14 protein-coding genes are annotated in these 13188 nt (G+C 59.2%); 8 read left to right on the top strand and 6 right to left on the bottom strand.

The annotated features are described in order from the left end of the window. Nucleotides 1-4 precede the first annotated feature (4 nt). Nucleotides 5-2515: a hypothetical protein gene (locus ISN39_RS22930; protein ID WP_194730573.1), complete on the bottom strand. Its 2511-nt coding sequence runs from the start codon at nt 2513-2515 to the stop codon at nt 5-7. A 186-nt stretch (nt 2516-2701) separates the two neighbouring features. Here ISN39_RS22930 and ISN39_RS22935 point away from each other — a divergent pair, with 186 nt between their 5' ends. Continuing rightward, nucleotides 2702-3991, top strand: a complete 1290-nt coding sequence (locus ISN39_RS22935) for an ABC transporter substrate-binding protein (protein ID WP_194730574.1) — start codon at nt 2702-2704, stop codon at nt 3989-3991. Nucleotides 3992-4046: 55 nt separating this feature from the next. Further along, the gene (locus tag ISN39_RS22940) at nt 4047-4235 is read left to right on the top strand and encodes a hypothetical protein (RefSeq protein ID WP_194730575.1); all 189 of its coding nucleotides are present in this window, start codon (nt 4047-4049) and stop codon (nt 4233-4235) included. Between the two features lie 216 nt (nt 4236-4451). Here ISN39_RS22940 and ISN39_RS22945 read toward each other — a convergent pair whose 3' ends face one another. Continuing rightward, nucleotides 4452-4955: an RES domain-containing protein gene (locus tag ISN39_RS22945; RefSeq protein WP_194730576.1), complete on the bottom strand. Its 504-nt coding sequence runs from the start codon at nt 4953-4955 to the stop codon at nt 4452-4454. 9 nt (nt 4956-4964) lie between these two features. Then, nucleotides 4965-5315 carry an antitoxin Xre/MbcA/ParS toxin-binding domain-containing protein gene (locus ISN39_RS22950; protein ID WP_074072636.1) on the bottom strand — a complete coding sequence of 117 codons (351 nt, stop codon included), beginning with the start codon at nt 5313-5315 and terminating at the stop codon, nt 4965-4967. Nucleotides 5316-5566: 251 nt separating this feature from the next. Here ISN39_RS22950 and ISN39_RS22955 point away from each other — a divergent pair, with 251 nt between their 5' ends. The 3 genes from ISN39_RS22955 to ISN39_RS22965 are packed head-to-tail and all read left to right on the top strand — an operon-like array spanning nt 5567 to nt 6536. Further along, nucleotides 5567-5797, top strand: coding sequence for a hypothetical protein (locus ISN39_RS22955; protein ID WP_194730577.1), 231 nt, complete (start codon nt 5567-5569; stop codon nt 5795-5797). 59 nt (nt 5798-5856) lie between these two features. Next, nucleotides 5857-6063, top strand: coding sequence for a hypothetical protein (locus ISN39_RS22960; RefSeq protein WP_074072635.1), 207 nt, complete (start codon nt 5857-5859; stop codon nt 6061-6063). Nucleotides 6064-6113: 50 nt separating this feature from the next. After that, nucleotides 6114-6536 carry a DUF2243 domain-containing protein gene (locus ISN39_RS22965; protein ID WP_246763397.1) on the top strand — a complete coding sequence of 141 codons (423 nt, stop codon included), beginning with the start codon at nt 6114-6116 and terminating at the stop codon, nt 6534-6536. Between the two features lie 678 nt (nt 6537-7214). Here ISN39_RS22965 and ISN39_RS22970 read toward each other — a convergent pair. Then, nucleotides 7215-7448, bottom strand: coding sequence for a hypothetical protein (locus ISN39_RS22970; RefSeq protein WP_194730579.1), 234 nt, complete (start codon nt 7446-7448; stop codon nt 7215-7217). Between the two features lie 309 nt (nt 7449-7757). Here ISN39_RS22970 and ISN39_RS22975 point away from each other — a divergent pair, with 309 nt between their 5' ends. Genes ISN39_RS22975 through ISN39_RS22985 form a run of 3 tightly spaced genes read left to right on the top strand, consistent with a single transcriptional unit; the run spans nt 7758 to nt 11052 of the window. Beyond that, nucleotides 7758-9116, top strand: coding sequence for a nodulation protein NfeD (locus ISN39_RS22975; RefSeq protein WP_194730580.1), 1359 nt, complete (start codon nt 7758-7760; stop codon nt 9114-9116). Nucleotides 9117-9144: 28 nt separating this feature from the next. Continuing rightward, nucleotides 9145-9930: a slipin family protein gene (locus ISN39_RS22980; RefSeq protein ID WP_194730581.1), complete on the top strand. Its 786-nt coding sequence runs from the start codon at nt 9145-9147 to the stop codon at nt 9928-9930. 3 nt (nt 9931-9933) lie between these two features. After that, nucleotides 9934-11052: a site-2 protease family protein gene (locus tag ISN39_RS22985; RefSeq protein ID WP_074072631.1), complete on the top strand. Its 1119-nt coding sequence runs from the start codon at nt 9934-9936 to the stop codon at nt 11050-11052. A gap of 467 nt (nt 11053-11519) precedes the next feature. On the opposite strand, the gene dhaL is transcribed toward ISN39_RS22985, so the two are convergent. After that, on the bottom strand, nt 11520-12167 hold the full coding sequence (gene dhaL, locus ISN39_RS22990) for a dihydroxyacetone kinase subunit DhaL (protein WP_194730582.1): 648 nt from the start codon (nt 12165-12167) through the stop codon (nt 11520-11522). Between the two features lie 3 nt (nt 12168-12170). After that, nucleotides 12171-13175 carry a dihydroxyacetone kinase subunit DhaK gene (locus tag ISN39_RS22995; protein ID WP_194730583.1) on the bottom strand — a complete coding sequence of 335 codons (1005 nt, stop codon included), beginning with the start codon at nt 13173-13175 and terminating at the stop codon, nt 12171-12173. Between the last annotated feature and the right edge of the window lie 13 nt (nt 13176-13188).

Here is a 13188-nt window from a genome sequence, read left to right on the forward strand (position 1 = left end):
ATATTCAAGAGTAGAACGGTCTTTCAGTGTCAGCGTCGGATGCTGCACTGTCGTAGGTAAGGATTGGGTGCGGTTGATCGTAAGCGAAGGGCCTGGCCTGCCCACCGAGCGACAGCCCGTCGGCATAAGACAAACTGATGGCCGGACCGCCCCCTGGCGTCAGCACAAGACGTCGACGCTCGCGGTCGAAGGAGACCGCCGTCTGACGGATGCGCTCGACGAAGGTGGTGAACGCGTCGCCATCGCCGCATCCGACAATTGCTGCCCAGCCACAAAGCGACCCATAGGAACGCACTTCGCGGCCAGCCGTTGGACCGTCCGAGATCAGGTCCAGACCGTTTGATGCGTAGATGGCAGAAAAACCGTTGCCCGAGCGCGCCATCAGCCAATTGGCGTCGATGACGAGATCGTCCAGACCGTCGCGGCCGATATAGGCGTGCGTCCATGCATGCCGTGCGTCGCGGGTTTCCTCAATCAGAAGGGCGACGTCACGATGCTGGGCGACGCGCGGCAGAATGCCGTTGCCGGCCCAATAGGACGGCCTTTGATTGCCCCATGGATCATCCTCGCCAGGATGGTTGATCCAGAGCCTTGCCATGGGATGGCCAGCCAGGCGCACATCGATGACATGCTGCTGATGTCCCTTCTGCCCGGTCTTGTGATCAATGACGGTCGAAAGCTGTGCCGCTTCGTTCTTGAAGAGGACGAGCTTTGCGCTCTCCAGGCCCTGACTATAGCGAGCCTCCACGCTTCTGCCCGGACCCAGGTTTGCAAGATCGGCGAGATCGGCAGGCGGTTCGTAGCTGCCCGCGCAAAACAACGGCAACGACGCCACCCCACTGTTGAGCCAACCAGTTCCGAAAGCGACTTGTGCGAAGGGTGCGAGCTCGGTCAGAGGGCCGGCGCGCAGCTCTTTGTCATAGGCGCGGCCCTGCGATCCGGCCGGAACACCCGAAAGCGTGTGCAGAGCGATCATCCGGAAAATGAGATCGAGCTGCGCACGCGCGCGCTCGGCAATGGACGCCTCAGCCCAGCGCTCCAGCGCCAGCAGCCCGATGAAGTCGACCGGGTAGTATGCAGCCGAATTCCATTCCGCAAGGCCGTGTGCTTCCACACTGTCGAACCAGTGCGCCAGGCGCGCGGCGGCGAGCTCTGCCTGCTGTCTTCCTGTCCTGCCCGAAGCTGAAAAGATCTTCTCCGGCAAGAAAAGCCCCGCCAACAGTTGGCTTGTGTGAAAGCACAGCACGTGGTTTTCGCTCCAAAACCACATTGCGTCATTGCCCGGCTCGTCGACCCAATAGCGGTAAGACAGAACGGAGTGCTTTATGCGATCGACGGTGCCGGCCGGCATTTGAGCGGCATAGGCGCCAAGCAGCCAAAGAAGCGGCACCATGATGAAATCCGAGCAATCTTCACGCGCATCGATAGAGGCGAGCGTTGCTTCCATGATGCGGTCAAAGCTCGCCTGGTCTTGGTAGCCGGTTTCCATCATTGCAATGATGCGCGCCACACGATCAGCACCGAAGCGGGCGCTGTATTCGAGCGCTTGCCGCTTGCGATCCTTCAGTGTCGCCTTGAGTGACGATGGAGAAATGTTTGCAAGAAAGCCGGCATCGATGACGCGCGTGACCGATCCCGGCCCGCTGCCGATCGTCAGATGCACGCCATGATAGCCATCTGCAATGCGACACACATTTTCGGCTATCAGACGGCTTTGATGGGCACGCAGGGTCAAGAGAGAGTGTGCGAGAACAGGCCGCTCATGGCCGTGGCCGATGACCTTCAGCTCCACCGGCACGTCGCGCTGGGGCGCCGTATCGAATACCAGTTCCAATGGCTGGTTGACGAAGACGTCGCGTGCAGGGCGCACGCCGCGCGCAAGGTTTTCCAGTTCGCGGACTTCGTCCTGATCCAGCGCCACAGGCAACAGCACGCATAGCGGCTCCTTGTCCAGCACTTCAAGTTCGAAGAACCAGGTCGTGTCGCGTTCGGCAAGGTCCTCGGAGTGAACGAGAATCTGGTTGTCGCCGGCTTCCAGCGACAGCGCGATGTCCGTTGAACTTTCCAGATTGCGCCTGAACGGTTCGAAACGCACCGCTTCCTGCCCATTGACCCATATGCGAACCCCGCCGCAGGTCTTGAGCCTGAGATGCAGGAGACGGGGCGACGCCGTCCTGAAGGTGCCCCTCAGCCATCGACGCAGATGGGTCGGCACGTGCCAGAATCCGGTGAACTCGACGCGGCGGTTTGAGCCAGGTAGGTAGAGGCTCTTTGTCGGCCACGACGTATCGGCAACGAGTTCCCGCCCGACCATTGTTGACCAGAAAGCCTTGCGGCACGGCAGATCCCCAACGTCGACAAATCCATTGATGAAACGATAGTCGACGCGATCTTCCGCCGGCGCAGCGATGCCAGGAAAATAGCTGGCGATGAGATCAGAAACCGCCCAAGCCGTCACGGTCTGACCTTGGCCAACATAATATGCAGCCGCCTCGAGGCCCGGCCCTTCGTTCACAGATCGCCTCCTCCGCAATCGAATGAAAAATTTTTCATTTCCGGTTTTGTGCGAGTTCTTTTCGAGTTTTGCTCAAATATCCGCGCAACTGCCCCAGAAAATAGCTTGACGGCAGGAATGTCAAGTATATGAAATTCGTTTATCGACGATCTCAATCGCGATTTATGAAAATGTTTTCATGGGAGGATGAAAATGAAGCACTCTCTTTCGGCAGCATTCGCGCTCGCTCTGACGGCCGGTTCCTTCGCGTGGTCCAGCATGGCCATGGCGCAAACCAAGACGATTACTTTCCTGTTCACCGACGACGACCAGGCTTACGTCGAGCGAATGGAAGCACTCAGCAAGGAATTCGAGGCCGCACATCCCGACGTCAAGGTCAACTTTGTGTCGTCCGGCTATGACGCCGTTTCCAAGCAACTGCCTGTGCAGCTTGCCGTCGGCGAGGGGCCGGATGTCGCCAAGATTTCCGACTGGCAGCTTGCGCCATATTACCTCGACATGCGTCCTTACATGAAAGACCCCGAAGGCTTCGCCAAGCTGCATGGCGACAGTCTCAACATTCTTCGCTTCCAGGGCGTCAATGATCCGCAGTCGATCAACGGATATGTCGCGTCGCAGACATTCAATCTGCCGTTTGTAAACAAAACGCTTTTCGAACAGGCAGGCGAACCGCTCCCGAAGTCCGACGCGACGTTGAAGGAAATCGTGGAAGCGTCCGCGCGTGTTGCCAAGGCCACAGGTGCTCAAATTCCCTTTACGATGGATCGATCGGGGCATCGCTTTTCCGGCGCTGCATTCTCGTATGGAGCGACCTACGTCAAGGACGGCAAGTTCTCGTTTCCGGACGATGCCGCCAAGCGTTACATTGCAGATCTTTACAGCTGGACACAGGACGGTTCCTTCCCGAAGGAAATGTGGGGAGCGGCCGGCGGATCTCAGTACAAGAACATGGGCGACGAATTCGTCAACGGTAACGTCGTGACCTATCTTGCCGGCAACTGGATGGTGAACCCGTTCCAGCAGAAGATTGGCGATGCTTTCGATTGGACGGCGATCAGCGCGCCGTGCGGCGATGCCGGCTGCTACGCCATGCCGGGCGGCACCGCGATTGTTGGCTTCAAGCGCACCAAGTATCCGGAGGCCGTCGCCGCCTTCATCGAGTTTCTGGGTTCCGAAAAAATCCAGCGTGAGGTCGCCGAGAATTACGTCATTCTGACAGGCGCCGACATCAAGGACCCGCAGTACAAGCTCGCGAGCAACAATGCTAAGGATGCGATGGCCGTCTTCCTGGCGAGCCGCAAGAACGTGCCGCAGGCAGCGCGCGACATGGAGCGCATGAAGGGATCCTCAGCGATCTACCAGTTGATCGTCCAGAGAATGAGCCAGTTGATCGTCGGCGAACTCTCGCTCGACGAAACCTATGCGGCGATGAGCGCCGATGTCGACAAGACCAACCAGGCAATCGCTGCCAAATAGCTGGCCACACTTATCTCGGCAGAATGCCAACCATCCACGGCCTTCACCGAAGGCCGTGGATAGCAGCGCCCACGCGGTCGGTGCAGGCTGTGCGAATGCTCGACAGTTTTTGGAGGTGATCCTTCTAAAGACTGCGTTCGGCCTTTCGTTGTTCATCATGCTGTTCACCACGACGTTCTTCGAGCAATTGCCCAAAGAGCTGCCGAAGCGCAACCTGCTGAATCCGAAACGAAGTTCCACCTAAGAAGAGGCAACGACCGGCGCCGATCGCCCTGCTGTTTTTCTCTGTTTCTGCAGTCGTTCCAGATCGCTTTCCCGAATCTCAGCGGTCAACGTTGCTGTTGGGCCACATGTTAGGCAACGCAGGCAGTTGGCGGATATCGAAAGGCGTTCGCAGCAGACATCGAAGGCGCTGGCTCAGTGGCGGTCCGTGAGCTTCGCTTCCCATGAGTTGGGCGAGCTATTCCGGACGACCTAGGCGGTGCTCATCGTCGATCAGGATCAGTCGCGCTGGCGCGCTCTCAGTCCATTCCCAAAGGACGAGGTTCAGATCCTCCCAGGTCGCGCCCGGGGCGAAGCTTCGGACGAGCAGACCATGATAGCCGGCGGCGGCGAGCCGCCTGGCGAAGCTCTGTGTTCTGGCCTCGCCGCTTGCCTTCATCTGGTCGCGCCATGTCGGGTCTGAAATCGCGGCGGCGTCCATCCCTTCGGCCTGGAGCGCATCTTCGTCGCGACCATCGAAGACGCGCTCGAAAGAAGCGTCATAGGAGACGAGCAACGTCGGCTGCAGGTTGCCGACCTGATTGGCCTCGCGCAACGCGGTCATCACTGATAGCGACGTGTAGAGCGCCGGCATCCGCTTTGGATTGAACCGGCCGCCATAGAGTTCAGCTCCCCGACCCGAGAGTGGCTGGCGAGCATAGATCGGGTTCAGCGCCCGGTAGAGCTTACCTTCATATTGCATCGGCTGGGACTATGCATGTATGCCAGCGTCGACCGCGTCAATATAGTCGAGCACCTCATCCGAACGGCCGTCTCGCACCAGCTGCATGGCCGTCTGGCCCGAGAAGCCGGACAGGGGCTCGGAGCGGTACCAGGCATAGGCCATCAGAGCTGAGCCGAAACGCGGCTCGACCTTGTTGACGACCTCGATCATCTCGCGCAGACGCCGCTGCGTCTTGCCGGAGCGGATACGGTCCTTGCGCTGGATTGCGTCCTTGCCGAGTCCGGCCGTGCGGGCGATCTCTTCTCTGGTCGTGTGGAAAGCGTCCGCGATTTTTCGCGGTGCAAACAGCCCGTTATCCGCATATTGGGCAAGACCCATTTCTCTCACCTCCGTTCCACACTGCCAAACTTACTGACAATATATAGCGTCAGAAATTGTGGCTTTCAATCCGATAATAGAAGCAGGGAGACGGAAGGGAAGGGCTGGTCGTCGAATCGGTCAGACCGGCCGGGCCCTTTCGCCCAACCGCGATCCCGACCCAGAGCTTCAAGCCCTGCTTGGTCAGCCCGCACAGGGATGCTGGGCCCCAGTTGCACCGGTCCGCCCGTTCCGCGGACGTGGGGGAAGTCTTGGCGAAAGAAGACAACGACCGGCACAAGGCCGCGTCCGCAGTCCTCGAAGCACCGCACCGTGTATGTGATGATCCGCGTGCCTTGAAGGAAACTCCCGATAAGTCACGCCAGACGAAAGGCCAATGCGCTGCTGCGAGCGACCATCAAGCCGTCGGCATCGTGCAGCACGAGATTGCGGCATTCAAGGCAACTCGCGAGGCCAGTGCCGCCGGTGACTCCTTTCTTTGAGGGGGCCGGAACAATTGGATGCTGATGCGGTTGGGGAAGCACCAAATGAGGAAGCTCGAATGAATGACGCGACAAATTTGGCGCTCCTTCTCGGCTCGCTGACGTTGACATGTTGGATCGTTGCAGGCGCAGTGGCCGTCTTGGGTACAGGCGATGGACTTGGCCAGCACGATAAGCAGCGAATAAGCGAGCTCGTCTCGCTGGGCCTCAATCTTGTTGGCGTCATCTCCGCGGTCGCGATGGCTGCTATCCTGCTAGCCGCGTGACGATGGTCAGTTCAAAAGCCGGCCAAAGCTTCCCCTGGACGGCAGGCATTATGTTCGGCCTCGGCCTTGGTGGCTTCTTTGACGGCATCGTCCTACATCAAATCCTGCAATGGCATCACATGCTCAGCTCCTGGTATCCGATCACTTCGATTGAGAACCTCGAGCTGAATACTTTGTGGGACGGCGTCTTCCACTCGGCGACCTACCTTTTCGTGCTCAGCGCACTGTTCATCCTATGGCGATCGGCCCGGCTCGCGCACTTCCGCTGGTCGACGAAGGTGCTGATCGCAACAATGTTGATCGGCTTCGGACTGTTCAACGTGATCGAGGGGCTTGTGAACCACCAGGTCCTAGGCATTCATCACGTCAACGAGACGGTCGACCGGGAAGCATGGCTATACTGGGATATCGGCTTTTTGGCGTGGGGCGCGGCGATGGTGGCTGCGGGTTTGGTCATGGCAAGGCGCCCATGACGGAGCGCGACAAAGCATTTCTGGGAGACATCCTAACCGCGCTGACATGGGTAGCATTAGGTTTCGGTGTGGTTTTCGCAACAGAGCGAGACGCCTTGCGCAGACTCCGCGCAGCATCCAGGTCAAAACCGCCGCACATTAGGTAGAACCCGGCAACGCGGCTGATCTTCCCGACCAACCGCAGATGAAGGAGCGCTTCACATCCGAGATGCGCACCGGATGACTCTCCGCCAATCAGGACGCGGTCTACGCCGATATCAGCAAGATGATCGACGAAGGTACTTCTGCCTTTCAACGTTCTCGGCCGGACCGAATGATCCGCCCCCTAGTTCCGTTGACCGTTAATCTCAGCAACTGCCGACTGATGCGCCTCGTGCCTTTTAGCCGTCCCTCCCCACAAGGCCAGCAAAATGACAGCAATGATCAGGTAACAAATTTTGCTCGATAAGGTTCGCAACGCACTGTTGCCACGCGTACACTCGAACTCGCTCAATTAATCGCGCTCCCTACTGTTGGGCGTTGTTTGACGCCATACTTAATGCTTTAGAAAGGTTGCATGAACGTCCAAATATGGGAACCTAATGTGCGTGAGGCGTATGGCTTCAACGCGCCCGTTGGATGATGCGGCGTTTCCTGCATCTCGCGCAGTCCCTTGATGGCGGTTGCCGTAGCTTCCCATCATGCGTCCATGCCCGAGATTCGATTTCGGCAATCGGCGTCGGCCTCACCCAGACAATGCCCTTGAGCCGATCGGTGTATTCGACGGGTGGTTTTCTCACCGTAAAGCGGTTGAACCCAGCCTGCAATTTGCCATGCCACGCCCTCCTTGAAGCCGCCCGTGACGCTCCCGACATGGACCAGCCGTCCACCCTTACGCGCGCCGTGAGTTTCCAGCGATATCTTGGCTTTCATCGTTCGGTGTCCGACGTCCCAGGACCCAGGACGGCTAAGATCGGGCAATATAGCTGTCAATGCTGTGTCAGCTGGAATAACAAACTTTAACAGAGGCGCCAAAATGACTTCGCGGAGCTTTTGTGTCGATACTGTTCTGTCGCAAGCGAGTTCAGCTAAGCAAAATGAGACGAACGGAGCCTAGGACCCGTCGTTAGCTTCGTGCGTGGCGGAAACGAGGTTCGCCTTACCATTTGGCCGCCGCGCCATATATTCTCGAATATGAATATCCTATGGAAGAGGCCAAGGCGCTTAGGGATTTGGCGGCGAATGTCGTCGATACTCGCCTTGTCGTTGATCCTGATTTCGCCGTTCGCTTCCGCAGCTTCTGCGTTTGCAGCAGAGCGCGTTGCCATCGTGCTGAAGTTGAACGGTGCTGTCGGACCAGCGATGGCTGACTATGTGAAACGCGGTCTTCAACATGCCGATGAAATCAGTGCGAGCCTGGTCGTCCTGCAGATCGACACGCCGGGCGGCCTCGACACTTCGATGCGGGACATCATCCGCGCGATCATCGCCTCGCCAGTGCCCGTGGCAAGTTTTGTGGCACCGAGTGGCGCACGTGCTGCCAGTGCCGGTACTTATATTCTCTACGCCAGCCACATTGCAGCCATGGCCCCGGGCACCAATCTGGGCGCAGCGACACCGATTTCGCTTGGCGGAAGCCCTTTCGATGGCGACACGGAACCGGGCAAGGATGAACCGAAGGAGCCGGGCAGGCAGCCGCAGTCACCACGTAATGCCAGTGAAGCGAAAGCCGTCAACGATGCTGTCGCCTATATTCGCGGACTTGCCGAACTGCGCAATCGCAATGCCGACTGGGCAGAGCGCGCCGTGCGCGAAGCTGCAAGCCTTTCATCAGCCGCCGCCGCACGAGAGCATGTAATCGACTATACCGCAGCCACCATCGAGGATCTCCTGAGGCAGGCTCAAGGGCGCATGGTGCGGGTCGGCCAAAGGGATATCCTGCTCGAAACCGCCGGGCTTGCTGTTCACGTACTCGAACCGGATTGGCGAACGCGTCTGCTTTCCGTGATTACCGATCCGAACATTGCCCTTATCCTCATGGTGGTTGGCATATACGGGCTGATCTTCGAATTTCTTGCCCCGGGAACACTGATGCCCGGTACAATCGGCAGTATCTGCCTGCTGCTTGGACTCTATGCCCTGGCATTGCTGCCGGTCAGCTACGCCGGCGTTGGATTGCTCGCCCTTGGTGCCGGCTTGACAGTGGCCGAGGCGCACGCGCCCTCTTTTGGTGCCCTCGGCATCAGCGGCGGGATTGCACTGGTGCTCGGCGCGGCTCTTCTGTTCGACACGGATCTCCCCGAGCTCGAAGTCTCCTCGTCCGTACTGGCCGGCATCGCCATTGCCTGTTTCGCTTTCAGTCTCATCGTTGCCCGGCTCGCAATCGTTTCGCATCGGCGCAACGTCGGCACCGGCACCGAGCAGATGATCGGTATTTCGGGCAAAGTCGACAGTTGGAAGGGCGCCTCGGGATATGTCATCGCGCATGGCGAACGCTGGAGGGCAACCTCCAGCGAACCGCTAGTCGCCGGCGATAGCGTTAGGGTGACCGGTCGAAACGGGCTGACTTTAGACGTCGTCCGCCGGGCGCAGGAGACTTAGCGGCTTTCAGAAAGCAGGAGGAAGCGTCATGGGCATTTTTGCAGAACTCGCATTTTATCTTGTGGTCATCCTCGTTTTGCTGCTCGTGATCGCATCGGCGATCAAAATCCTGCGCGAATATGAGCGCGGCGTCGTGTTCACGCTCGGCCGCTTCACCGGCGTCAAAGGCCCCGGCTTGATCCTGTTGATCCCCTATGTCCAGCAAATGATCCGGGTGGACTTGCGCACGCGGGTGCTCGATGTGCCCGGTCAGGACGTTATCTCACATGACAATGTCTCTGTCCGCGTCAGCGCTGTCATTTATTTCAGGGTCATCGATCCGGAAAGATCGACGATCCAGGTCGAGGACTTCATGGCGGCAACGAGCCAGCTCGCTCAAACAACGCTGCGTTCGGTCCTCGGCAAGCATGATCTTGACGAGATGCTGGCCGAACGCGACAAGCTCAACAGCGACATTCAGGAAATCCTGGATGCGCAGACCGACGCATGGGGCATCAAGGTCGCCAATGTCGAGATCAAGCATGTGGACATCAATGAATCCATGGTCCGTGCGATCGCCCGGCAGGCGGAGGCTGAACGCGAACGGCGCGCCAAGGTCATCAATGCCGAAGGTGAGCAGCAGGCTGCAGCAAAGCTGCTTGAAGCCGCCGAAATCCTCGCCAGGCAGCCGGAGGCCATGCAGCTTCGCTATCTAAGTACGCTGAACGTGATCGCTGGCGAGAAGACCTCGACGATCATATTTCCTTTTCCGATGGAGCTCGGCAATCTGATGCCGTTAAAATCGGCCCAAGCTTCGCAAAGCTCAAGGGGATGATCGATGGGTTGGTCCTTCAAGATGGGTACGATCGCCGGCACGGCCGTACGGGTTCACATTACCTTTGCGCTGCTGCTCGTCTGGATTTGGATGACGCATTACCGGATCGGAGGCATGCAGGCGGCCTGGGGCGGCATCGCCTTCATCATCGCCGTCTTCGTCTGCGTCGTGCTGCACGAGTTCGGTCACATTGCCGTTGCGCGCTACTTCGGGATCAAGACGCCTGATATCACACTGCTACCGATCGGCGGCGTCGCCCGTCTTGAACGCATGCCCGAGGTGCCTCATCAGGAGCTGCTGATTGCCATCGCCGGCCCGCTCGTCAACGTCGCGATTGCGGCGCTGATCATTCTTGCCATCGGCGCGTCAGCGGGCATCGAGCAGATGGCCGATGTCGAGGATCCTGGGGGCGGTTTCCTGGCTAGGCTTGCCGGCGTCAATATCTTCCTCGTACTTTTCAACATGATCCCCGCCTTCCCGATGGATGGAGGACGGGTGCTGCGGGCTGCCCTCGCATCGCGCTTCACCTGGTCACGCGCGACGCAGATAGCCGCTACGATCGGCCAAGGCCTAGCCTTTGTTTTTGGTTTCGTCGGCCTTCTTTACAATCCACTGCTGATTTTCATCGGCATCTTCGTCTACCTCGCAGCAACGGCTGAAGCGCAGAATGCGCAGATCCGCGAGCTCTCCAGCAGAGTTCTCATCAGCGACGTGATGGTCACTAAATTCGTAGAACTTGAACGCTCGGCAAGTATCGACGAGGCGATCGAGATGCTGCTTGCGACAACCCAGCGCGAATTTCCGGTAACCGATTCCGCCGGCCGCTTTGAAGGGCTGCTGACGCGCGACGACATGATACGCGCCTTGAAGGACAAAGGTCCGGACACGCCGGTTGCAAGCGCGATGCGTACCGACATTCCGAGAATCCATCATCGCAAAAGCCTTGAAGATAGCTTGCGTTTGATGCAACAGGGAAATGTGCCGGCGATCGCGGTCGTGGACGGTGCCGATCATCTCATCGGTCTTCTGACGCATGAAACGATCGGAGAAATGATGATGGTTCGTGCGGCCGTAGCCGACGGTTTCCGCTTCGGCCGCCTGCGCAGATCCAAGTCCTTGTAGGTCCCGCGCAAGAAGACGCCGGCCAAACCCAATGTCATGTGCCGGCTTTGATCGTGAGGCAGCCCTGACATCGCGCCGGCGAGAGCCACGTTGCCGCCGGAGCTTCTCGATGAACGGCGCGCCTCCTCGACGCGATTGGGACGGCCGGCGATGGCGAGCCGTACGCGAACAACCATGGGCGGGTCTGTCGAATTCGTCTTCGGGCGTCGTTGTCCGGCATCCTTTTTCGCCGCCTCGAGAACTGCCCCGACGTGCCAGAGTGGTCATCCGCTTTATTTGTCAGAGTAATGTCCTCCGAGCCGACTGCGAGCGGGCGACGCTTCATCTGATGGTTGGGGTTGCCGGGCTCCGGCAAGCCGACGCGAGCGAAAGAGATGGAAGGGGCATTGCGGCCGTTCGGCTGATGCCGGATGAGTGGCATCTTCGCCTTTTAGGTCAGGATCTCGAGCATCCCGAGCAATGATGAGCTAACCATCACGCGTAGATGCGAACCGCGCCATCGCTTCAATCATGATGACGGCCGACGCCGCGCCCGGATCGACGTGTCCCACTGCCCGATCACCCAGCCGGGCTGCGCGACCCTTGCCCGCGATCATGCCGCTCGTCGCCTCACAGCCGTCGCGCGCCGCTTGAACGGCCGCCACCAAGCATTGGGAAAGGGAAGCTCCCCGACGCCGGGCATCCAGCGCAGCGTTTGCCGCCGGCCCCCAGGCGTCCATCATTGTTTTCTCGCCGAGCTCTGCCTTGCCGCGCTCATGGATGCCTTGAACCATCGCCGCGACAACAGATAGGAAGTCGTCGTCGCTCAATGCCTGCTTTTCCTTCGCGGCAGATCCGGCGCGCATGAATGCCGTGGCATACAAGGGCCCCGAGGAAGCGCCGACCGCGTTCAAAAATGCCTTGGCGGCGGTGTTGAACACAGGCGTCGGCGCAGTCTGGGTGGAGTCGAGTTCGCCAACGGCCTTCGCGACTGCCTGGCAACCAGCGTCCATCGCGAGGCCATGGTCCCCATCGCCGATGACACCGTCCAACTCGCAAAGACGGTCGCGGTTCTTCGCCATCTCCTCGGCGATGCGCGCAAACAGGTGCTGCAGGTCCCTGGTTGTGATCGCCATTGGTCACCTCGTAAACATGGCGCAATCGCAGGGATGGTCGATCAAGCGCTGAAGCTCCTCATCGAGGTGCATGACGGTGATCGAGGCGCCGGCCATTTCAAGCGACGTGCAGTAATTTCCAACGAGTGACGTGTGGATGACAAGTCCGGTATCATCAAGCCGGGACTTCACGCGACGCATCATGATGTAGAGTTCCATCATCGGCGTCGAACCCAAAGAGTTGACCAGGACTGCGACACGATCGCCGGGACTGGCATTCATCTCCCGAAGAATGCTGTCCATGAGTTCGTCGGTCACCTCGTCGGCCGTTTTCAGCGGCCCGCGAGCCACGCCGGGCTCTCCGTGAATTCCCATCCCGATCTCCATCTCGTCTTCGCCGATCAGGAAGTTCGGTCTGAGCGTCTGAGGCAGCGAGCACGGCGAGAGCGCGACGCCCATCGTGTAGGTCCGCGAATTGGCGTGCCGGGCGGCGCGCTCGACGTCGTCGAGGGAATACAGAAGATCGCATGCCGCACCAGCGGCCTTGAATATGAAAACGTTGCCCGCCACGCCGCGTCGCTTGTGCATTTGATCCGAAGGGGCCGAGGCAACGTCGTCCGTCGTCAGAACGGTCCGCACTTCTATGTCGTCCAGGGCAAGCATTTCGGCGGCCATATCGAAGTTCATGACGTCGCCGGCATAATTGCCATACATGAAAAGAACACCGGCACCGCCGTCGACGGCTTTGGCAGACGCGATAATGGGATCGGGCGGCGGCGATGCGAATACATTGCCTACAGCAGCAGCGTCTGCGAGCCCCTTGCCGACAAAACCGAGGAATGTCGGTTCGTGCCCGGATCCGCCGCCGATGACCAGCCCGACCTTGCCTTTGCGAGGCCCGTTTTTGGCAATGATCGCCCGTGGCATGTCCTCGGCCGCATAAAGATGGTCCGGATGAGCCGCCAGGACACCTTGCAGCATCTCATCGACGACGTTTGCACCGAAATTGATAAGCTTCTTGGTCTTCACGCCGATCCTCCCC

This window comes from Rhizobium sp. 007 (genome assembly GCF_015353075.1).
Taxonomy (GTDB): domain Bacteria; phylum Pseudomonadota; class Alphaproteobacteria; order Rhizobiales; family Rhizobiaceae; genus Rhizobium.

Excerpts from the sequence above, each read along its gene's own strand:
- ISN39_RS22935 (WP_194730574.1), top strand. The coding sequence starts at position 2,702 with ATGAAAATGAAGCACTCTCTTTCGGCAGCATTCGCGCTCGCTCTGACG.
- ISN39_RS22945 (WP_194730576.1), bottom strand. The coding sequence starts at position 4,955 with ATGCAATATGAAGGTAAGCTCTACCGGGCGCTGAACCCGATCTATGCT.
- ISN39_RS22950 (WP_074072636.1), bottom strand. The coding sequence starts at position 5,315 with ATGGGTCTTGCCCAATATGCGGATAACGGGCTGTTTGCACCGCGAAAA.
- ISN39_RS22960 (WP_074072635.1), top strand. The coding sequence starts at position 5,857 with ATGAATGACGCGACAAATTTGGCGCTCCTTCTCGGCTCGCTGACGTTG.
- ISN39_RS22965 (WP_246763397.1), top strand. The coding sequence starts at position 6,114 with ATGTTCGGCCTCGGCCTTGGTGGCTTCTTTGACGGCATCGTCCTACAT.
- ISN39_RS22970 (WP_194730579.1), bottom strand. The coding sequence starts at position 7,448 with ATGAAAGCCAAGATATCGCTGGAAACTCACGGCGCGCGTAAGGGTGGA.
- ISN39_RS22975 (WP_194730580.1), top strand. The coding sequence starts at position 7,758 with ATGTCGTCGATACTCGCCTTGTCGTTGATCCTGATTTCGCCGTTCGCT.
- ISN39_RS22980 (WP_194730581.1), top strand. The coding sequence starts at position 9,145 with ATGGGCATTTTTGCAGAACTCGCATTTTATCTTGTGGTCATCCTCGTT.
- ISN39_RS22985 (WP_074072631.1), top strand. The coding sequence starts at position 9,934 with ATGGGTTGGTCCTTCAAGATGGGTACGATCGCCGGCACGGCCGTACGG.
- dhaL (WP_194730582.1), bottom strand. The coding sequence starts at position 12,167 with ATGGCGATCACAACCAGGGACCTGCAGCACCTGTTTGCGCGCATCGCC.